The organism is Mycobacterium sp. SMC-2 (assembly GCF_025263485.1).
Taxonomy (GTDB): domain Bacteria; phylum Actinomycetota; class Actinomycetes; order Mycobacteriales; family Mycobacteriaceae; genus Mycobacterium.
The window spans coordinates 5,425,093-5,445,341 of sequence record NZ_CP079863.1 but is presented as its reverse complement, the minus strand read 5'-3'; the positions used below and the strand labels follow the sequence as shown (position 1 = coordinate 5,445,341).

Below are 20,249 nucleotides of genomic sequence, written 5' to 3'. Positions count from 1 at the left end.
TCCTCCAATCTCTGCGGTAGTCGCAGCGAAAGTGGTCACGACTTCGCCGCGACAGCCAGGCGCTCGGTGTGCCGCCCGCTATTGGCGCGCTGACAACAGGCTATAGGGCCAGGCGAGCGCAATCGGGGCTTTTTGAATAAATAGTTGACTCGGTCGCATGTCTGAGGTTAGCTATGCCGGATAGTTGCTACCGGTGAGCCAACGGACTTTCAACCTGGCGGGCGAGGAGAGCCGATGCCGCACTCGGTTGCCCGCCCGTTGGCGGGGCTGATGACGATTGCCATGATCGTTGGCATCGTCGCGTTCGCTGTGATCATGTTCCGCGGCGGCTTCACCGACACTTCGGTGCCGGTGACGGTGTTGTCAACGCGTGCCGGCCTGGTCATGAATCCGGACGCCCGGGTGCAAATGCGTGGCGTCCAGGTAGGAAAGGTGGCTTCCATTGAGGAGCGGCCCGACGGCCAAGCCGTCCTGCACCTGGCTATGGATCCCTCTGCCTTGCAATCGATCCCGGACAACGTCTTGGTCAACATCGCATCAACGACAATTTTCGGCGCCAAGTTCGTTGAGTTGATACCGCCCGCCGACCCATCGCCACAGAACCTCGGCGCGGGCCAGGTATTGCAAGCCGAGCATGTCACGGTCGAGATCAACACGATCTTCCAGCAATTGACGTCGATGCTGTCGAAGATCGAGCCGGACAAGCTCAGTGAGACCCTCGGCGCGATTGCCTTGGCATTCAACGGACGGGGGGCTCAGTTCGGTCGGACGCTCAGCGATATGAACGCATTTCTGGCCCAGGTCGACCAGAGCCTGCCGAACTTGAGCCGTGACATCGCGGTCACACCGGCAGTGGCGAGTGCCTATGCTGACGCGGCGCCGGAATTGGTAAGGATTGCGGACAATGCGGCGAGCGTTAGCCAGACCATCGTCGACGAGCAACGCAACCTCGACGCACTCTTGATCAGCTCAATCGGCCTGGCGGACATTGGCAACGAAGTCGTGGGGGGCAACCAGCAAGCGCTCACCGACGTCCTGCACCTTTTGGTGCCGACCACCGACCTGGCCGACCGGTACCACGCAGCCCTAAGTTGCGGCCTGGCGGGCATGGTGCCATTCACCAAGTTTCCACCCTTGCCGGTGCCGGGGCTACTGGTGTCTGTCGGATTCCCGTTCCCCCCGGACCGCTATCGCTTTCCGCACGATTTGCCGAGGGTGGCCGCGACGGGTGGACCGCATTGTGCCGATATGGGCCTACCAAATCCCCCATACGAAGCACGTCCGCCCTTCTTGGTCGCCGACGTCGGCACCAACCCATGGAAGTACGGAAATCAGGGAATCTTGTTGAACTCCGATGCCCTTAAGCAATATTTGTATGGACCCATCGACGGACCGCCGCGCAACGGCGCACAGATCGGGCAGCCCGGATGACGGGTTCGCGGTACGTGATCGTCAAGTTCACGGTCTTCGCAATCGTCATGGTGGTTTTGACCGGCCTTCTCCTATTCGTCTTCGGTCAGTACCGAACCGGCTCGACGAACACGTATTCGGCGGTGTTCGCGGACATATCGCGGATCAAATCGGGAGATTCCGTCCGAGTGGCCGGTGTCCGAGTCGGCACGGTGCAAAGCTTGTCGATGCGGCCGGACAAGAAGGTCTCGGTCGAGTTCGACGCCGACCGCAAAGTCGCGCTGACCACCGGTACCAAGGTGATGGTTCGCTACCTGAACCTGGTCGGTGACCGATATCTCGAACTTGTCGACGGGCCGGGTACTGCCCAAGTGCTACGGCCCGGGTCCGAGATTCCCGTCGATCGGACCGCACCGGCGCTTGACCTTGACCTACTGCTGGGCGGCCTCAAACCCGTTATCCGGGGCCTGAACTCGAACGACGTCAATGCGCTCAGCGTGTCTCTCATGCAGGTACTGCAAGGTCAAGGCGGAGCAGTGGAATCGTTGCTGTCCAACACATCGTCGTTCACGAATGCGCTGGCCGACAACAATCAAACTGTCGAGCAACTGATAGATAACCTGCGCACGCTGCTGGGCACGCTTACCAAGGAGGGCGGCAATTTCTCCGCCGCGATCGAACGCCTCGAACGCATGGTGACCGAGTTGGCGTCGGAGCGCGATCCGATTGGCGCTGCCATCGACTCACTGGACAAGGGGACGGCGTCTTTGGCCGATCTTCTAGCCCGGGCCCGTTCACCGCTGGCCGGAACTATCGGTCAGCTGAATCGCCTCGCCCCTCTGCTGGATCGGGACAAGGATCATCTGGACGCGGCCATACGGCGCGCACCAGAAAATTACCGGAAACTCACGCGGACGGCTTCATATGGCAGCTTCATCCAGTTCTATATCTGTGGCCTCACACTGCGAGTCAGTGACCTTCAGGGTCGAACTGCGGTGTTCCCCTGGTTCAAGCAAGAGGGTGGAAGGTGCGGTGAACCCTGATGCTCAAGTATCGCGGATCTCACCTCATCAGAGCTGGCCTAATCGGGTTCGTCCTGATCACGCTCGTGATCGTCGTAGGCCTTCAGCCTGAGCTGTTGTTCTCATGGGCTACCGCAGTCACGTACCAGGCGTTGTTCACCGAAGCGGGCGGGCTTGTCACTGGTAACGATGTGACGCTATCGGGCATGAAAGTGGGTTCCGTGCAGGATGTTTCGCTGCACGGCGGCAAGGCACTGGTCACGTTTGCCATGGACGGTACGGTGCAACTCGGCTCAGAAACCAGTGCCCACATCCGTACGGGATCGCTGCTGGGCAAGCGGGTGCTTACCCTGGAGTCCGCAGGCGCGGCCACGCTGCACCCCCACTCCGTCATCCCGATCTCTCGTACATCCTCGCCGTATACGCTGACCGAAGCGGTGAGCGAACTCACTACTAATGCCGCCGGTACCGACACCGCATCGCTCAACCAGTCGCTGGAGACCCTCTCGCAGACCATCGATCAGATCGCGCCCCAATTGGGGCCTGCCTTCGATGGTTTGACCCGATTGTCACAGTCGCTCAACAGCCGCAATCGAAATTTAGATGATCTGCTCAAGAGCGCCGCGGACGTCAGCGGGATCCTCGCGCAGCGCAGCCAACAGGTCAACTCGCTTATTCTCAATGCCAATGCCCTGCTGGAAGTTCTCAACGATCGACGGGAGGCGATCGCCGAACTGCTCGCTAACATCTCAGCGGTGGCCAAGCAGCTTTCCGGCCTTGTGCACGACAACGAAAAGGAGCTGACACCCGCACTGCAGAAACTCAACTCGGTGACGGCGATGCTGCAGAAAGACCGCGATGCCATAGCCAAGGCACTTCCAGGGTTGGCGAAGTTCGAGCTTACGCAAGGCGAAGTCGTCTCAAGCGGTGCCGACTATAACGCGTTCGTCGCAAACCTGGAGATGCCAGAAATGCTCCAGCCGTTTTTGGACTATGCGTTCGGATTCCGAAGGGGCAACGTCAGCCGGCCTCCGGATAGGGAGCTGCCGAGGGCGCTGTTCCCCTTCCCGCACAACGGCATTCCTCTTACCGGAAACCACTCATGATGCCTCGCCGGAAGTTCGCGGCTGTACTGGGAGCCCTCTTGGTGGCGCTTCTCTTGTCTGGAGTGGCAGTTGTCCTTCGCCACGTCATTTGGCGTACAAGCACGATCACCGCGTACTTCTCCACTGCGACCGGCATATATCCAGGTGACGATGTGCGGGTGGCCGGGATCAAGGTCGGCCGCATCGTTGCCATACAACCTAAGGGACAACAGGTCGAGCTCATCATGAGCGTCGATCACGCAGTTCCTATTCCCGCAGATGCCAAAGCCGTGATCGTCGCGCCGAATCTGGTGGCGGCACGCTATGTCCAATTGACGCCTGCATACGAATCCACCGGACCCAGGATGCCGGACGGCGCGGTGATCCCCGTAGAGCGAACGGCCATTCCCGTCGAGTGGGATGATGTAAAGGCGCAATTGATGCGGCTGGCTACCGAATTGGGGCCCACCAGTGACGTTTCTACCACTGCGGTAGGACGTTTCATTGATAGCGCCGCCAACGCGCTTGGCGGCAACGGCGCCAAACTGCGCCAGACGATAAGGCAGCTCGCCGGGGTTGGGCGCACCTTAGCCGAAGGTAGTGGCAACATTGCCGAGACCATCGGGAATCTGCAGACGTTCGTTACGGCGCTTCGCGATAGTGGCCAGCAGCTCGTCCTGTTCCAGAACCGGCTCGCCACCCTGAGCAGCGTGCTGAACGACAACAGGTCGAATCTCGACGCGGCGCTCAAGGACTTGTCCGTTGCCGTCGGTGATGTGCAGAGTTTCGTCGCACGCAATCGTGACCAGGCCTCCGAACAAATCGAGCGGCTGGCCGACGTGACACAGAACCTCGCCGACCACAGCATGGATCTGCAAAACATTCTGCATGTGGCGCCCAACGCCTTTGCCAATGGATACAACATCTACAACCCGGACACCGGCGCTGTTTCCGGGGCATTCGTACTCAACAACTTCTCGAATCCACTGCAATTCATCTGCTCGGCGATCGGCGCGATTGAGAACGTTACCGCGCCGGAGACGGCCAAGTTGTGTGCCGAATATCTCGGTCCAGCACTGCGACAGATGAACTTCAACTACCTACCAGTGCCGTTCGACCCAGTCCTGCGGAAGTCGGCAAATCCAGACAAAATCATCTACAGCGAGCCGAATCTGGCGCCCGGCGGCGCCGGCCCCAAGGCGGATCCAGCGGAGCTACCGCCCGCAATTTCGGCATACACCGGCCTGAATGGCGACACATCGGCGCCGCCGGGATATGGGCAGCCCCCCGCGGTCGCCCCGGGACCCACCGCACCGGATCATCTGCCGGCGTACCCATCGCCTGCAAAGTTCCCGGGGGCTCCCCTTCCTACGGTCAGCAACCTGCAGGACATGCTCCTCCCCGCTGATAGGCCGTCGCCGTGACAGGTTGGCGGCGGCCATCGCGAACTCTGGCCATCCTGTGTTGTGCAATGCTCACTGTGACCGGATGTACTTTCACGGGACTCAACTCTCTGCCGCTTCCCGGCGTTGTGGGGCGAGGCCCAGGTGCCAGTGTCTACCATGTGGAAATTGCGAATATCGGTACGCTCGAATCGAATTCACCGGTAATGATCAATAACGTCGTCGTAGGCAGCGTGGGCTCTTTGGCAGTGCAAGGTTGGCACGCCGACGTCGAGATCTCGGTTAAGCCCGGCGTGGTGGTTCCCGCCAATGCAGTGGCCAGGGTGGGGCAGACCAGTCTGCTGGGATCGATGCACCTTTCGCTCGATCCGCCGCTGGGGCAACGACCGACCGGGCGGTTTCAACCCGGCGCAACCATTCCTTTGAATCGGTCGTCGACGTATCCGTCGACTGAGCAGACGCTGGCCTCGCTGTCGGCAGTCGTCAATGCCGGAGGACTGGGGCAAATCGGTGACATCATCCACAACTTCAACGCCGCGCTGTCGGGGCGCGAAGGTGAAGTCCGGGAACTGCTCTCGCAGCTCGACAAGTTCATAGGTGTACTGAACCAACAGCGGGGCAATATCATTGAGTCAATCCAAGACCTGAACCGGTTCGCCGGGAACTTCGCCGAACAACGTGAGACCGTCGAGCGAGCACTGGAAAGATTGCCGCGCGCGCTGGAAGTGCTGATTAGGGAAAGGCCGCGCATCACTACCGCGCTCGACAAGCTGCGCGTGTTCAGTGATACCGCCACCGGATTGGTTGACAACACCAAGGTCGATCTGGTGAAGAACCTTAAGAGCATTGAGCCGGCGGTTCGTGCGATCGCCGATATCGGACCGGACTTGGACACGGTCCTCGCGTATGCGCCGACATTCCCATACACGCAGGACCTCATCGATCGGGCGGTCCGGGGTGACTACATGAACATGTTTGCCGTGCTGGATCTCACCGTTCCACGCGTCAAGCGGACGTTGTTGCTTGGTACCCGATGGGGTGAGGAAGGCGCGAAGCTGGTGCCGGCGCCGGGGGAGCCGTGGTACCTGAACTACACATACGCGCAACCTGGCGCCGGCGTGACGACAACGTCGGATGGGCGGTCGCCTGCTGCGCTTATGCCACCGGGGCAGGAGGGCTGGCCGTGGCTTCCCGACCTGAGACCGAACCCCTCCGGTACAACGGCGCCGGCAGTGACCGTCCAGGCGGTAACGGACTTTCCGCCCATGGATGAGGGTGGTGACTGATGCTGACACGTTTGGTCCGAATCCAATTGGCGATCTTCGCCATTGCATCGATGGTCGGCATTCCGGTGATGGTCGTTAACTATATGCAGGTATCGACGCTACTGGGTATCGGACGCATCACGGTGAAGATGGAGTTGCCCGCAGCCGGCGGCCTATACCGCTTCAGCAATGTGACTTATCGCGGAGTGCAGGTCGGCAAGGTCACTGGGATCAGACTGGCACGCAACAGTGCAGAGGCGACGATGTCCCTCAACACCTCACCGAAGATTCCGGCGGACCTACAAGCCCAGGTGCACAGCGTCTCGGCGGTGGGAGAACAGTACGTCGATCTGCTTCCACGCACTGAATCCGGGCCGTATCTTCGCGATGGTTCGCGTATATCGATGCGGGACATTACAATCCCGCAACCAATCAGTCCCATGCTCGACCGGGTGAGTTCCCTGATCGCCAGCATTCCCGGGGACAAGCTCGCTGGCTTGCTCGAAGAGTCTTTCAAAGCATTCAACGGTGCGGGCTACGACCTCGGCTCATTCATGGACTCGGCGGCGAAGATCAGCCATGACGCCAACGGCGTTGCCGGTCGCACCCGCACCCTCATTGATGACAGCAGATCATTCCTGGACTCACAGGCCCAGAGTGGCGCCGCGATCCGACTGTGGGCGCATAGCCTAGCGGGAGTAACCGAGCAAACCGTCATGGACGACCCGCAAATCCGAAAGTTGTTGGATACCGGCCCAGGCTCCGCCCAAGAGGTGGCACGACTGCTGAACCAGGTGAAACCCACGTTGCCGGTATTGCTGGCGAATCTCAGGACTATCGGCCAGATCGGCGTGACCTACAACCCTTCACTGGAGCAGTTGTTGGTACTGTTGCCGCCGTACGTTGCTGCCACCGCGGCGGCGGGCGGGTGGAACAACCCGACCGGATTGCCGCTAGGGGACTTCGCCGTCTCTATGGAAGATCCACCGCCATGCACTGTGGGGTTTCTGCCGCCGTCGGCATGGCGGTCGGCCGACGACACGAGTGAGATAGATACGCCTGATGGGCTTTATTGCAAGCTGCCGCAGGATTCACCGAGCTCGGTTCGCGGTGCCCGCAACTATCCCTGTATGGGCCACCCCGGAAAACGCGCGCCCACCGTTGAAATCTGCAATAGCGACAAGCCTTACGAGCCATTGGCGATTCGTCAGCACGTTCTTGGCCCTTATCCGCTGGATCCCAACCTCCTGTCTCAGGGAATCCCGCCTGATGACCGAATCAACTCCGGGGAACGGATTTTCGGGCCGGTAGATGGAACACCGTTGCCCCCCGGCTCACCGCCAGTTACCGGACCGGGTCAGGCCTCGCCGCCGAGGCCAGACGCTTCTTATCCCGCTCCTCCCGAGGGGCCGCCGCCCGGGAAGGGGCCAGGCGATGGTGTGCCGGCGACGCCAAGCGCATTCACGCCCAAGGGATCTCGTCGCGCGCCAGTTGCCATCGCTCGCTACGATCCGCAGACCGGCCACTACCTCGCTCCCGATGGCCGCCTGTATCAGCAGTCCGACCTGGTGACCGACACGAAGGCGAAGTCGTGGAAGGACATGATGCTGCCCTCTTAGGGCAGGGTGTGCCGCGTGGGTATTTACACGTGTGATAGCCGCTTGGCCGCATGCTCGGCGGCAATGAAGGCGAAGGTCATTGCCGGTCCAAGTGTGACACCGGGGCCGGGATAAGACTTGCCCATGATGGACGCCGTCACGTTGCCTGAGGCGTAAAGCCCTTCCATCGGTTGCCCATCCTGGCTGAGCACTTGTGCATTGGCTTCGGTGACATACCCGCCCTTGGTACCGAGATCGCCCGCGTGGACTTGCGCGGCATAGAACGGCGCGCGCTCGATCGCGCCCAGGTTCGGATTGGGCCGCTGCGCGGGATCGCCCCAGTGATGGTCGTACTTCGATTCGCCGCGATGGAAGTCCTCGTCGACTCCGGTTGCGGCGAACGCGTTGAAGCGTCGCACCGTGGCTAGCAGATTGGCCTCGTCGATACCACATTTGCGGGCCAGTTCCTCAAGGCTCGTGGCGGTCTTGAGGAACCCGCTCTTGGTCATCCACCGAGGTGTGACGCGCGGCGGGCTGCCCAGGAACGGATACTTTCTGCGGTGCCGGGATTCGAAGATGAGCCATACCGGTTCGCCACCGCGCCGCACCATGGCGCGCGCGAAATGGTAGTAGTCCCACGACTCGTTGACGAATCGCTTGCCATCCGAACCGACGCAGATGCCGAATGGCACCGAACGTTCGAAATGCGAGGGCGACGGGGACCCGTCCGGCATCACGTATGTGGTGGCCCACCACGCGTCGTCGGACAACTCCGTCATGGCACCGATGCGCTCGGCCATCTTGATGACGTCGCCGGTGTCTTCAGGGCAGGCGCTCGACAACTGCCCGGTGATGTGATGCTGCTGACGGCGCAGGTCGTCGTCGTGGGCGAAGCCGCCCGCGCACAGGATGACGCCGGCCCGTGCGCCAATGCGGCGCAGTCGTCCATTGGACCGGGCGACCACACCCAGCGCCCTGCCGCCGTCGACCACGACATCCACCAGGCTCGTGTTGAGCCAGACCGGAACCCCGTACTGCTGCAAAATGACCATCAACTGGGCGACCAGGCTGTTGCCGGCCCCAAGGGGGGCCTGACCCAGGAGCTTGCGACCGTAGTGCCGGAGCGCAACGTAGCCCAGTCTGCGCAAGTTGCCCTTCCCCATCATCGGCAGATCCGCGAGCTGCACCGCGTAAGGAAAGGCGCTGGGCCGCAACGTCTTGAGCCACGGGCCAAGCTTCTTACCGTTGAAGACCCGCTCGTCCAGGCACCGCCCGACCGCGGCATGCGGGTCTTCCGACAAGTAATCGGGGTGCCCGGTCTCGGCGTCCCACTGCATACCCGCTGCGATCAGCTCGTTGACCATCCGGGGTGCGTTCTGGACGAACTCGACCTGCCGGTCCGGTGCGGTCGCCCGACCGTCAGCGGGAACAACGTTGCGCAGGAACAGGATCGCGTTCTCCGCCGAGTCTTGGCAGCCGGCCTTGAGCATCAGCGGGTTCGCCGGTACCCAGACGCCGCCGAGGGATAAGGCCGAGGTGCCTCCCCACACCGACGCCTTCTCGATGACGAGCGGCTTGAGACCCCGCCGCGCGGCGATGATGCCCGCAGTCAGCCCGGCGGCACCGCTGCCCACAATGACGACATCGTAGGTGTCGTCCCAGGCATTCGATTGCGAAGCAAGTCGATCGCCCACTCGTCATCACTCCCTAATAGCGCTCTGTCCTACGCGTTTTCACTGCCGCGTCGGTTGAAGTCGCCTGGCGTCTCGAAATTTACACCGCGTTCGCGGCCAAGCCGCCGGCCCGTTGGGACAACGACGGACGACAGCGCTCAGGTCCGCGGGGTTACGGACCTCGATCCAGTCGTCACTTGTGGCCGGCCTGCCAGCGATAGTCATCGTCGGCTCGATGGGCACATAGCCCCCTTTCTTTGGGTGCGCCCCTTCAGAGGTGGGCGTTGGTGATCGACTGCAGCTGCGTGTAGCTGTCGATGGCGTACCTGCCCCCCTCGGGACCGCAACCGCTCTGCTTAGCGCCACAGGTCGGGGAATCGGGGTGCAATGCGAATATGCTGTGCGCGTTGACGAATGTCATGCCGGCTTCCAGCCGTTCGGCCAGGGCGAAGGCCCGCTTTTCGTCCGCGGACCACACCGAGGATCCCAACCCATACTCGGTGCCGTTCGCCCGAGCGACGACTTCGTCGTCGGAGGAGAACTTCATGATTGGCAGGATCGGCGACATCTGTTCAGTCGCAACGACGCTCAAGTCCTCTGCGGGATCAAGCACCAGGTGCGGCAGCATAAAGTAGCCATTCTCGACTTCGGTGCCCTCCGCATAGCGGCCCAGCTGCACGCACTCGGCGCCGGCCTTGGTTTCGGCGAGCAGTTTGGTGACCTTGTCGTATTGGCGCGAGTTATTGATCGGGCCCATCGTCACCTCGGGCCGGGTGCCGTCACCAACGACGATTTGATCGACTGCGGCGCTTAGCTTTTCGACCAATTCGTCGTAGCGGTTCTTATGAACGTAGAGCCGCTTGACGTCGATGCAGATCTGGCCGGTGTGCATGAAAGCTCCGGTGACCAGCCGCTCAATCGCCTGCTCGGAGAGGTCGACGTCGTCGAGCAGAATCGCGGCGTCGTTGCCGCCGAGCTCGAGCGATAGGCGAGCCAGGTGGCCGGCAGCATCGGCCATGATCTGCCGGCCCGTCTCCGTGCTTCCGGTGAACGAGACCTTGCGCACCTTGGGATGGGTGACCAGCGCGCGGCCGATCTCCGGGCCGAACCCGGAGACGACGTTCAACACGCCCGGCGGAAGCAGCGAGGCCATCTCACCGAGGGCCTGCAGGGTGGCCAGCGGCCCGAATTCGGGGACCTTGACGATCAAGGTGTTGCCCGCGAGAAGCGCGGGGCCGATCTTGAGGCTTGCGATGATAAGTGGAAAGTTCCAGGGCACTATCCCGACGCAGACGCCCAGCGGCTGTTTGCGTACGACGAGCCGGCCGCGTTCATCGTCGATGACGCTGCCCGCCACCCATTCGGGGTGTGACCCGTAGGTTGAGATGTTCTGTCCCCCGACCGCGAAGTCGATCGCGGATTCGCTTAAGAGCTTGCCGTTTTCGGCCGTCAGCAGTGCCATCCAGTCGCTGGGCGCTTCGGCCAGCACGGCACCGGCCCCGGTGAGTAGCGCCGCTCGCTCCTCCACGGGCGTTGCCCGCCAGTCGGGAAACGCTGCCGACGCGGCCTCGACGGCCATCGATGCGTGCGAAGCGGTTCCGCTCGGGAACCGGCCGACCACCGTACTCAGGTGAGCCGGGTTTGGCACCGTGACCCACTCATCGGCGGTGACCGACTTGCCGCCGATCGTCATGTGCCCTTCAAAGCTCACTGCCGCGACTTCCTTTCTGGAGTGCAACACTCGGCGCTGGGACCGGGGCGTGTGCCGTCCGTCCCAGCTACCGCCGCATGGGTCCGTTTCTACCAACTAACCGGAGACAGACGACCGAGTCAACTATTTTCAGGAACGTTGTGAGTGCGGGCCTCGCACCCTGATCGAAGGGCTTCGTCGATGAGGAGCTCGGGCGAGCTCGACGCGACGACTTTCGGTTGTCCCGCGTCTTGCGTGGTTGCGGGGAGCCCGCATCTGATTCCCCGGCGAGGCGATGCGCTTCGCGATGCCGAAGTGCGACGCAGAGGCCCCGCATCGATGTCGAAACGCCACTTGCTTTTCGACGTGAGCGTTGTAATATCAGCACTAACGTTGACAAGTGAGAGGAAACTCCGTGACAACTGCAGCGCCAGCAGGGACTCTCGAAGTGCGCGTCGAGGGGGACGGGCCGGACATTCTCGTGCTGCCGAGCTTCGTAGGGCCGTACTGGACACCGGCACTGGATGAACTGGCGTCGTCGTTTCGCGTGCACCTGCTGCAACTCCCGGGCTTTGGCGACTTCGCTGTCCCGCAGGGAGCGCGCCGGGTGCTCGACCTGGCGACGGTCTTGAAGGTCGTGTTGGCCGACGCCGGCTTGCTCGGAGCATCGGTGATCGGGCATTCGTTCGGCGGTTGGTTGGCTATGGAGCTGGCGCTGCTAGCGCCGCCGCCAAAACTCGTCCTCGTCGATACCCTGGGATTCCGCATCAAGGGTGAGCCTCGTGAGGACATTTTCGATCGTCCGCGCGATACGGTGCTCGACCTGGTGTACGCCGATCGGTCGATGGCGCCGACGAATTGGGAAGCGGTCGAGGATCGGCGCAACGTGGCCTCGTTGGCGAGATACGGCTGGAATCCGTACCTGTGCGACCTGTCGCTGGCCAACCGTGCTGCCGCGATCTCGTCCCCGACGCTCGTGGTGTGGGGGGCGAAGGACCAGGTTGTTCCCGCCAGCCATGCGCAACTGACCGCCGACGCCATCCCGGGTGCGCGTGTGCAGGTCTTGCCCAAGGCGGGCCACGATCCGCTCACTGACGACCCATCGGGCTTCGCCGCCGCGGTGAAGCGGTTTCTGAGCACCGAGGAGCACTGAGATGAAGTTCTACGCGTTCCACTTCATGCCCTACCCGTTCCTGGAGGAGGGCTTCAAGGACAAGTACCAGTCGGACTGGGTGACCTATCCCAACAGCAACTACGACCCTGTCGTGGGTCACCGGCTGTATTCGACCTATATCGACCAGCTGGTCTATGCGGCGGAGTTGGGCTTCGACGGCATAACCGTGAACGAGCATCATCAGACGTCGTACGGGTTGATGCCTTCGCCCAACATCATCGCGGCGATGCTGGTGCAGCGCACGATGGGAATGCCGACCAAGGTCGGGATCCTGGGCAACGCGTTGCCGTTGCGGCAGAATCCGCTGCGCATCGCCGAGGAACTGGCCATGCTCGACGTGATCAGCGGTGGGCGGATGATCAGTGGGTTCGTGCGGGGCATTGGGGCGGAGTACCACAGCTTCGGCGTCAACCCGGCCGAGTCGCGGGACCGCTTCCGCGAGGCCCACGACGTGATCGTGAAAGCTTGGTCGGAGCCTGGCCCCTTTTCGTTCGAAGGCGAGTTCTTCAACTATCGCTATGTGAACACCTGGCCGCGGCCATTCCAGCGGCCGCATCCGGAAGTTTGGGCGCCCTCAACGGGTAGTGGCGAGACGGTGGTCTGGGCGGCCGAACGGGGTTATACCTACGTTCAGGTGTTTTCGCCGATTAAAAGCGTCATAAAGATCTTCGAGGAATACCGCGATGCCGCGGAGAAGTTCGGAATTGCCGACCCGTCCAGCCGTCTGGGTTGGGCGCCGGCGGTTTATGTCGCCGACAGCGACGCCCAAGCTGAAGACGAGTTCTGGCCTCAGGCCGATATGTACTTCAATAACTTGTTCCCCAACCCGATGCACCGCCTGTTCCCACCGAACTATATGGAGGAAAAGACACTCGAGCGGGTGCTGTCGCTGCGCGGTGACCTGGACAAGTCGACCGACTTCAACACCTTGAAGTCGAACTACACGGCCATCGTGGGCAGCCCGGAGACCGTGATTGGCATGCTCGAAGAAGCCCACGATATGCTCGGCTTTGAGCACCTCGTGATGTACGTCCACATGGGCGGTCTCAGCGATGAGTTGACGCGCAACAATATTCGCCGCATCGCTACCGAGGTCATGCCGAAGTTGCGTGACCACCAGAGCAAGCGAGATGCAGCCGTCGGCGCCCCGAGAGCGTGAACATGTGACCGGCCTCAGCATCGGAGCAATCACCGTCATGCCGGTGGTCGACAGCGTGGTTCGCCTCGTACCGACGCAGGCCTACGAAAACACCTCGGCCGTCGATTGGTCGAGCCATAACGCGCTGCTCGACGATGAGGGCATGCTCCGGCTCACGCTCGGCGGCTATGTCGTACGGTCCGCTGACCGTGTCATCCTCGTCGACGCGGGTGTGGGTCCGGAGGATCGTGTCGGCAAGAACGCGACGATGCCCGGGGGAAGGATGCTGGACAACCTGCTAGGTTCGGGTACGCCTCCCGAGGAGGTCACAGATGTGGTCTTCACCCACTTACATATCGATCACGTGGGGTGGGGCGCGGTCGGCGACCAGGTCATGTTCCCCAACGCGGCTTATCGCTGCCACCAAGCCGATTGGGATCATTTCACGAACGGTGGCGCGATGGGGGCGCCCGAGAAGCTCGCGGTAATGGCGCCGGTGATGGAGTGCTGGGACCGCTCAACGACCTTGGCGCCGGGCTTTGACGTGGTCGACGCGCCGGGGCATACGCCCGGGTCGTCGATCGTGGTCCTCTCCGACGGCGATGAACGCGGTGTGCTGCTCGGCGATGTTGTGCACTGTCCAGCCGAACTCATCGAAGACGAGTGGGAGACAATCGGCGATGTGGACCCGGTGCTCGCGCGCCGCACCGCGACGGCACTAGCGAAGGAGTACGAGGGCAGCGATATCCCGATCGGTGCTGCGCATTTCAGCGATCTGCGATTCGGACGACTACTTACGGGCGAGCGGCGAAGAAGGTGGGTCTACACATGACGGGAACAACCTCGCGGGCGGACCTCGAGCGCGTGGTCAGCGCGTACGGCGCTGAGGCGCAACGCTATCGAGCCGCCGGCGAGTGGGGGGACCAGACCATCGTCGGGGTGTTGCGTAGTCACGCGGCGCGCCGCCCGACGGCGCTCGCGGTCGCGACCATCGAGGGCGCGCTGACGTATGCCGAACTCGACCGGCGTTCGGACGCAGTCGCGCTGGGTCTGATCGACGCCGGACTACAGCCCGGTGACCCGGTCATCTTTCAAATGGGTAATGAGCTGGAAACCGTGATCGCGTTGTACGGTGCGCTCAAGGCGGGGCTCATTCCGGTCTGCAGCATTCCGAATCACCGGCTGCACGAGGTCACCCAGATCGCGATGGCGACCGGTGCACGCGCCCATATATTCCAGGCCGACTACCGCACTTACGATCTGGCGAGCTTGAGCTCGGAGCTGGTGGAGCGCTGCCCGGATATCACCGTCCGTGTGGTGACACGGGGCGAGTCGGCTCCGGGGATTTGGTCGCTTGATGAGCTCACTGGTGGCGTGGATCCTGACCGCGCTCGAGCGGTGGTGGATGAGATCCAGCGGCAGCTCTCGCCGGATGGTGTTGCGCTGTTCCAGCTTTCGGGTGGGACCACTGGCGTGCCGAAGGTGATCCCGCACACGCATGCCGGGTATTTGTCGATCGCTGCCCGATGGTCGCGCAACTTCGGGTGGGATGAGCAGACCGTGACTCTGCATTTTTTGCCGGTGATGCATCATGCGGGGCTCGGAACCGTGTTGGTACCAACGCATTTCGTGGGCGGCACTGTGGTGCTGGGTCGTTCGGTCGACGCCGAGTTGTTGGTGGGCCTGATTGAGCGCTACAAGGTGACATGGATGCACTTCAACATGGCGGCGTTTGAGCCCTTGATGGATTACAGCGCCCGGGTTGACTGCGACTTCAGCTCGATCGAACACTTCATGTGGGTGTTCGTGCGCCCGGAAATGTCAGCGCAGGCCGAAAAGATGTTGGGGGCGACCGCGATCGGCAGCTTCGGTGCGGGTGAGGGTGTGCACCTGTCTGCCCGGCCGGATGATCCCCCGGAGATCCGCCGCTATACCGCGGGTTCGACGATTGGTGCCCACGACGAGGTCGTGGTGCGGCAGCCGGATAGTGGAGAGCCCGTGCCCGACGGTGAGGTCGGGGAGCTGACCTTCCGCGGCCCCAGCGTGATCCGCTCGTATCTGTCCTCGGAGCACTCCGCGAAGGCCTTCACTTCAGACGGCTTCTATCGCAGCGGCGACCTCGGCCACGTGGAGATGATCGCCGGTCGGCGCTGCTATGTGGTGGACGGCCGGCTCAAGGACCAGATCAGCCGAGGTGGTGAGAAGGTGATGGCTGCGGAATTGGAGTTGCTGTTGCACGATCACCCCGAGGTACGGGAGGTGGCCGCGATCGGTGTGCCGGATCCGGCGTTGGGTGAGCGGATCTGCGTTGTTGTGGTGCCCGAGATCGCGGTCGCGGATCCCGAGGCACTGCGCAAGCGGCTGGTCGAGCATCTCGACAAACGCCACGTGGCCAAATTCAAGTGGCCCGAACTTGTGGTGCTGGTCGATGAGCTGCCCAAGACGGGAGTGAACAAAGTCCGTAAGGATGTCTTGCGCAGCTGGGTCGAATCCGGCGGCGCGCCAGAGAAAGTGAGGAACTGAGTATGACGGTGAAACTCGCGGGAGGGATGCGCGGCGTCGATCACGTCGCCTACCCGACCTGGAAACTGCCGGAGACCGTTCATTTCTATCGCGACGTGCTGGGGTTCCCGCTCAAGCACTGCATCCTCGCACCGGGCTGGGGCAATGACCCGCATCCTGACTTCGCGCATTTCTTCTTCGACATCGGTGCTAACGGAACCATTGCCTTCTTCTACTATTTCAACACTCCGGAGTATCGCGACCCGAACGTCCCGGACCGCATCAATCGGGCACGGCATCTGGCGCTGCAGGTCGACACCCTTGAGGAGCTAGACGGCTATCAGAAGCGCATCGAAGACGCCGGCTATGAGCTGCGGTTCCGCATCGCGCACGAGATCATCGAGTCGATCTATGTGTGGGATCCCAACGGGTATTCCATCGAGATCTCCCGGCATCTGCGACCCTTGCAGGAAGCCGACACCGTCGACACTGAGCTCTCCATTCAGGCTTTGGTCGATGTGACCCAAGGCCCAGAGCCGTCGCTGGCCAAGGTGTGGGAGCGCAAGGCCGAGCTCATCGCCGAGAAGCTGGGGGTTCCTAATGTCTAGTGTGTTTTTCGCCGACATCCCCGAGACCGAGCCGATCTGGAAGCGCGCCGTGGGAGACAGCGGGCAGGTCGAAACCCGCCACGTGGGTACCTATGTCGAGTTGCGATTTCCCGACGGAATCACGATCGACCGGCGCAGCACCGGTGCGCGGCATGCGGTGTGGTACAGCTGCATCGGCGCCCTCGACCACGCCCGCGTTGTGCAGTTCGACAAGGACGCGCTGCGCATCGTGACCGACAGCGCATCGTGACTGCGCCGACCAAGCGACTGGGCTACCGGCCGCGGATGGAGCCGGGCCCGATGCCCGACGGCGTGACGACGACCGTCACCGCGGTCAAGACCGCCGACGACGCCTCGGCCCCGGGCATCCTCTATACCGTGGCGGGCGCGACCACGGCGGTCACGTTGATGCACCCGCGTCAGGATCTGGCTCGGCACCACCTGATCCCGGCTTTGCTGGAGGCGGGCTTTGCGGTGTGGGCACAGGGTTCGCGAACCGTGAACAACGACCTGACCCTCATTCATGAGGAGGCCGTCCTGGATGCCGCCGCAGGCTTTGCGCAGCTGCGCGACCGCGGTTTCGAGCACATCGTGGCCTGCGGGCCGTCGGGCGGCGCGGCGCTGTACGCCTTTTACGTCCAGCAGGCCAGCCGGGCACCCGAAGGCCGCATCACGGTGACCCCCGGCGGCAAGCCGATCCCGCTCGACAAGGCGACCATCCCGGCCCCCGACGCCGTGGTTTTCCTTGCTGCGCACCCGGGGCAGGGCCAGTTGCTGCTCAGTTGCATCGACGGTGCGGTTGCCGATGAGGCCGATCCGCTGTCGACGGTGCCGGAGTTAGATATCTTCGACGAGGCCAACGGTTTTCGCGAGCCGCCGACCAGCTCGCAGTACGCGCAGGAGTTTCTGGACCGGTACCGCGAGGCGCAGCGGGCAAGGGTGGCACGCATCGATGCGCACGCACGCTATCTGATCGCCGAGCGCCTAGATGCCAAGGCGCGGTTCAAGACAAGTAATCGGACCGTCGACCGTCGCGCCAGCGTCATGTCGAAGGTCATCACGGTGTATCGCACCGATGCCGACCCGCGCACGCTGGACCTGTCCCTTGACCCGTCGGATCGGCCCTACGGGTCGATCCACGGCCGTCGCCCGGACCTGATCAACTTCGGGATCACCGGCTTCGGACGGCTGACCACCGCCGACGCCTGGCTGTCCACCTGGTCGGGACTGTCCTCGAACGCCGGATTCGTCACCTGTGCGCCCGAGGTGACCATCCCGAGCCTATTCATCGAGTACACGGGCGACCAGGCCACTTTCCCCTCGGTGGCCCGCGGGATGTTCGACGCGATCGGGGCCGCCGACAAGACCCACGAGCGGATCGTCGGCACCCACTTCGGCGGATCACCGACGGCCGACGGCCCGCCCGGCGGCGCGCTATCGGCCAAAACCATCATCGACTGGGTGCGCCAGCGCTTTCCAAGCGCCTGAGCCGCTGGAGCCTGATCTTGACCTCAATCGTTGATGCTCTCAACCGGATTCCGGCAGGGGGGCGCATCGTCGCCGGCGCCTACTGCGGCGGGCCGACATCGCTGCTACGGGGTGTCGCCGAGCGCAGCTCGGGCCGCGGGTGGCAGCTATGCGCCGGTCTGTTGCTCGACGACGGGGGCGTGTATGAGGCGGCGGGCTCCGGCAAGCTGCGACTCGCGACCTGGCATGTGGCCGGGGCGGGTCGCGACCTGGTCGAGCGCGGCCTCATCGACTACCTTCCCGTGAGAGCGTCCCAACTCGAAAAGCGTATTGCGACATGGGATCTGGATGCCGCCCTGGTCCGCGTCACACCACCGGACTCCGACGGCTGGTGCAGCCTTGGACCGTCGACCGGCTATGCGCTCACCGCGATCAAGACGGCCAAGCTGTGCATCGCCGAAGTCGACGACGCGCTGCCCCGCACCTTCGGTCAATCCCGCGTGCACGCCACGGAGCTGGACATTCTGGTGCCGTCGACGACCCAAACACCGACGTATCGCTCGCCGGAACCCGATGACGTCAGCCGGGCAATCGCACGGCATGTGCTCACCTTGTTGCCGGACCGCCCGGTGCTACAGGTCGGCATCGGCGCCGCAACCGAGGCGATCGTCACGGCGCTGGCCGAAGCGGGTGTCGGCCGGTTGCGGTTCGTGGGCATGGGTACCGACGCCATGGTCGACCTCTTCGAGCGCGGTCTCCTCGATGACGGGCGGCCGGCGATCCAGTCACCCGATCTCTTTGGGACACAACGGCTGATGCGATTCGCCCACGAGAACCCAGTGGTTGGCGTCTTCCCATCCAGCGTTGCGCACTCGCCACAGTGGCTCGCCGAGCACCAGCGGTTGGTGGCGGTGAACAGCGCGGTGGAGATCGATCTATCCGGGCAAGTCAACAGCGAGGTCGTCGCCGGAAGGCAGATTGCCGGGATCGGTGGGTCGATCGACTTCGTTGAGGCCGCGACACACTCGACTGGAGGACTGCGGGTCATTGCCCTTCCGTCGACCACCCGCGACGGGCGCCGCTCGCGGATCGCGCCGCGCCTCGACGCGACCGCTACCGTCACCATTCCGCGGGGAATGGTCGATTTCGTGGTCACCGAGCACGGCATCGCACGGCTCGAGGGCAAGACGCTGCGGCAGCGGGCCGAGGCGCTCATCGACATCGCGGCGCCGCAGCACAGACAAGCCCTCGCCGACGCCCTACGGCAGCCGGTGGCGATATGAGATTGCAAGGAGCAGAAGGCATGCACAAGGTCGATGAGTTGGCCTACATCGGGATCGCTGCGAATGATCTCGACGCGTGGTCGACGTACGCCCAACAGGTGCTCGGACACGAGGTCGCCGCCGACAGCGACAGCCACAACCTCTACCTGCGCATGGACGAGCGCCACCACAGGTTCATCGTCCATCCGGCCGACAACGAGCCCGAGGACGTCTCGTATGTCGGGTGGCAGGTACGCGATGCCGCAGAAATGGATGCCGTCGCTGCACAACTCGTGACCTCCGGGGTCAACGTCGTCGACGGCAAGCCTGAGGAAGCAGCGGCCAGGCGAGTCCTTGGCTTCGTGCATTTCACCGATCCGCACTCGGGCGTACGAATGGAGTTGGCGTACGGGCCGGAAGTGACCTTCCAGCCCGCGTATCGACCGTCGCGACCTATCTCGGGATACGTCACCGGCGCTCAGGGCCTCGGCCACTTCGTTACCTATGTTCCAGACGTCGAAGCCGCCGAGGCGTTCTACAGCCAGACCTTGGGCTTTGCCACCTCCGACTCGCCGAACTTCCCCGGCGTAGGCAAAATCGCATCGTTCATGTACTGCAATTCGAGGCATCATTCGCTGGCATTCTTTGGCAACCCTCAGCCACGCCGCCGCACCTATCACGTGATGCTCGAGCACTCCAGCATCGACGATGTCGGCTCGGCCTTCGATATCTGCCAAGCACAAGGCAATGTGAAAGTCCAACTCGGCCGGCACAACAACGACCGGATGTTTTCCTTCTATGCCCAGAATCCGTCGGGCTGGCTATTCGAATTCGGCTGGGGTGCAAGGACTATCGACCCGCAAACCTTCGCCGTCGAGCACTACAGCGTCGGCGGTGGCAGCGGCATGGGTGAGTGGGGTCACGCCGGCCTCGCGGAATCGGTCTTCTGAGG

Annotated in this window: 17 protein-coding genes; 15 read left to right on the top strand and 2 right to left on the bottom strand. The window is 62.9% G+C overall.

Annotated features, from left to right (window positions below):
* The first annotated feature begins 234 nt into the window (after positions 1 to 234).
* The 6 genes from KXD96_RS25570 to KXD96_RS25545 are packed head-to-tail and all read left to right on the top strand — an operon-like array spanning position 235 to position 7,804.
* Entirely contained in the window at positions 235 to 1,431 is a 1,197-nt protein-coding gene (locus KXD96_RS25570) for an MCE family protein (protein ID WP_260741496.1), read from the top strand.
* Positions 1,428 to 2,453, top strand: coding sequence for an MCE family protein (locus tag KXD96_RS25565; protein WP_260741493.1), 1,026 nt, complete (start codon positions 1,428 to 1,430; stop codon positions 2,451 to 2,453). The genes KXD96_RS25570 and KXD96_RS25565 overlap by 4 nt, the downstream gene beginning before the upstream one ends.
* Complete coding sequence (locus KXD96_RS25560) at positions 2,453 to 3,538, top strand: MCE family protein (RefSeq protein ID WP_260741490.1); 1,086 nt, start codon at positions 2,453 to 2,455, stop codon at positions 3,536 to 3,538. Before KXD96_RS25565 ends, KXD96_RS25560 begins: the two co-directional genes overlap by 1 nt.
* Entirely contained in the window at positions 3,535 to 4,941 is a 1,407-nt protein-coding gene (locus KXD96_RS25555; protein ID WP_260741488.1) for an MCE family protein, read from the top strand. The genes KXD96_RS25560 and KXD96_RS25555 overlap by 4 nt, the downstream gene beginning before the upstream one ends.
* A 47-nt stretch (positions 4,942 to 4,988) precedes the next feature.
* Positions 4,989 to 6,206 (top strand): MCE family protein, encoded by a 1,218-nt coding sequence (locus KXD96_RS25550; protein WP_260741486.1) that lies wholly within the window; start codon positions 4,989 to 4,991, stop codon positions 6,204 to 6,206.
* A complete protein-coding gene (locus KXD96_RS25545; RefSeq protein ID WP_260741483.1) occupies positions 6,206 to 7,804 on the top strand; it encodes an MCE family protein in 1,599 nt (532 codons plus the stop codon). The genes KXD96_RS25550 and KXD96_RS25545 overlap by 1 nt, the downstream gene beginning before the upstream one ends.
* Positions 7,805 to 7,827: 23 nt before the next feature.
* Here KXD96_RS25545 and KXD96_RS25540 read toward each other — a convergent pair whose 3' ends face one another.
* Together KXD96_RS25540 and KXD96_RS25535 are read right to left on the bottom strand one after the other, a co-directional pair.
* Positions 7,828 to 9,477, bottom strand: coding sequence for an FAD-dependent oxidoreductase (locus KXD96_RS25540; protein WP_260741481.1), 1,650 nt, complete (start codon positions 9,475 to 9,477; stop codon positions 7,828 to 7,830).
* Positions 9,478 to 9,727: 250 nt separating this feature from the next.
* Positions 9,728 to 11,167 (bottom strand): aldehyde dehydrogenase family protein, encoded by a 1,440-nt coding sequence (locus tag KXD96_RS25535; RefSeq protein WP_260741478.1) that lies wholly within the window; start codon positions 11,165 to 11,167, stop codon positions 9,728 to 9,730.
* Between the two features lie 394 nt (positions 11,168 to 11,561).
* Here KXD96_RS25535 and KXD96_RS25530 point away from each other — a divergent pair, with 394 nt between their 5' ends.
* The 9 genes from KXD96_RS25530 to KXD96_RS25490 are packed head-to-tail and all read left to right on the top strand — an operon-like array spanning position 11,562 to position 20,247.
* The gene (locus KXD96_RS25530; protein WP_260741475.1) at positions 11,562 to 12,299 is read left to right on the top strand and encodes an alpha/beta fold hydrolase; all 738 of its coding nucleotides are present in this window, start codon (positions 11,562 to 11,564) and stop codon (positions 12,297 to 12,299) included.
* Position 12,300: 1 nt separating this feature from the next.
* The gene (locus KXD96_RS25525) at positions 12,301 to 13,479 is read left to right on the top strand and encodes an LLM class flavin-dependent oxidoreductase (RefSeq protein WP_260741470.1); all 1,179 of its coding nucleotides are present in this window, start codon (positions 12,301 to 12,303) and stop codon (positions 13,477 to 13,479) included.
* A 4-nt stretch (positions 13,480 to 13,483) separates the two neighbouring features.
* A complete protein-coding gene (locus KXD96_RS25520; protein ID WP_260741467.1) occupies positions 13,484 to 14,290 on the top strand; it encodes an MBL fold metallo-hydrolase in 807 nt (268 codons plus the stop codon).
* Complete coding sequence (locus KXD96_RS25515) at positions 14,287 to 15,981, top strand: AMP-binding protein (protein ID WP_260741464.1); 1,695 nt, start codon at positions 14,287 to 14,289, stop codon at positions 15,979 to 15,981. Before KXD96_RS25520 ends, KXD96_RS25515 begins: the two co-directional genes overlap by 4 nt.
* 2 nt (positions 15,982 to 15,983) lie before the next feature.
* Positions 15,984 to 16,568 carry a VOC family protein gene (locus tag KXD96_RS25510; protein WP_260741463.1) on the top strand — a complete coding sequence of 195 codons (585 nt, stop codon included), beginning with the start codon at positions 15,984 to 15,986 and terminating at the stop codon, positions 16,566 to 16,568.
* Complete coding sequence (locus KXD96_RS25505; protein WP_260739510.1) at positions 16,561 to 16,818, top strand: hypothetical protein; 258 nt, start codon at positions 16,561 to 16,563, stop codon at positions 16,816 to 16,818. Before KXD96_RS25510 ends, KXD96_RS25505 begins: the two co-directional genes overlap by 8 nt.
* Entirely contained in the window at positions 16,815 to 18,056 is a 1,242-nt protein-coding gene (locus tag KXD96_RS25500; RefSeq protein ID WP_260741461.1) for an alpha/beta hydrolase, read from the top strand. Before KXD96_RS25505 ends, KXD96_RS25500 begins: the two co-directional genes overlap by 4 nt.
* 17 nt (positions 18,057 to 18,073) lie before the next feature.
* Complete coding sequence (locus KXD96_RS25495; protein ID WP_260741459.1) at positions 18,074 to 19,318, top strand: acetyl-CoA hydrolase/transferase family protein; 1,245 nt, start codon at positions 18,074 to 18,076, stop codon at positions 19,316 to 19,318.
* A 38-nt stretch (positions 19,319 to 19,356) separates the two neighbouring features.
* The gene (locus tag KXD96_RS25490) at positions 19,357 to 20,247 is read left to right on the top strand and encodes a VOC family protein (protein WP_260741457.1); all 891 of its coding nucleotides are present in this window, start codon (positions 19,357 to 19,359) and stop codon (positions 20,245 to 20,247) included.
* The last annotated feature ends 2 nt before the right edge of the window (positions 20,248 to 20,249 follow it).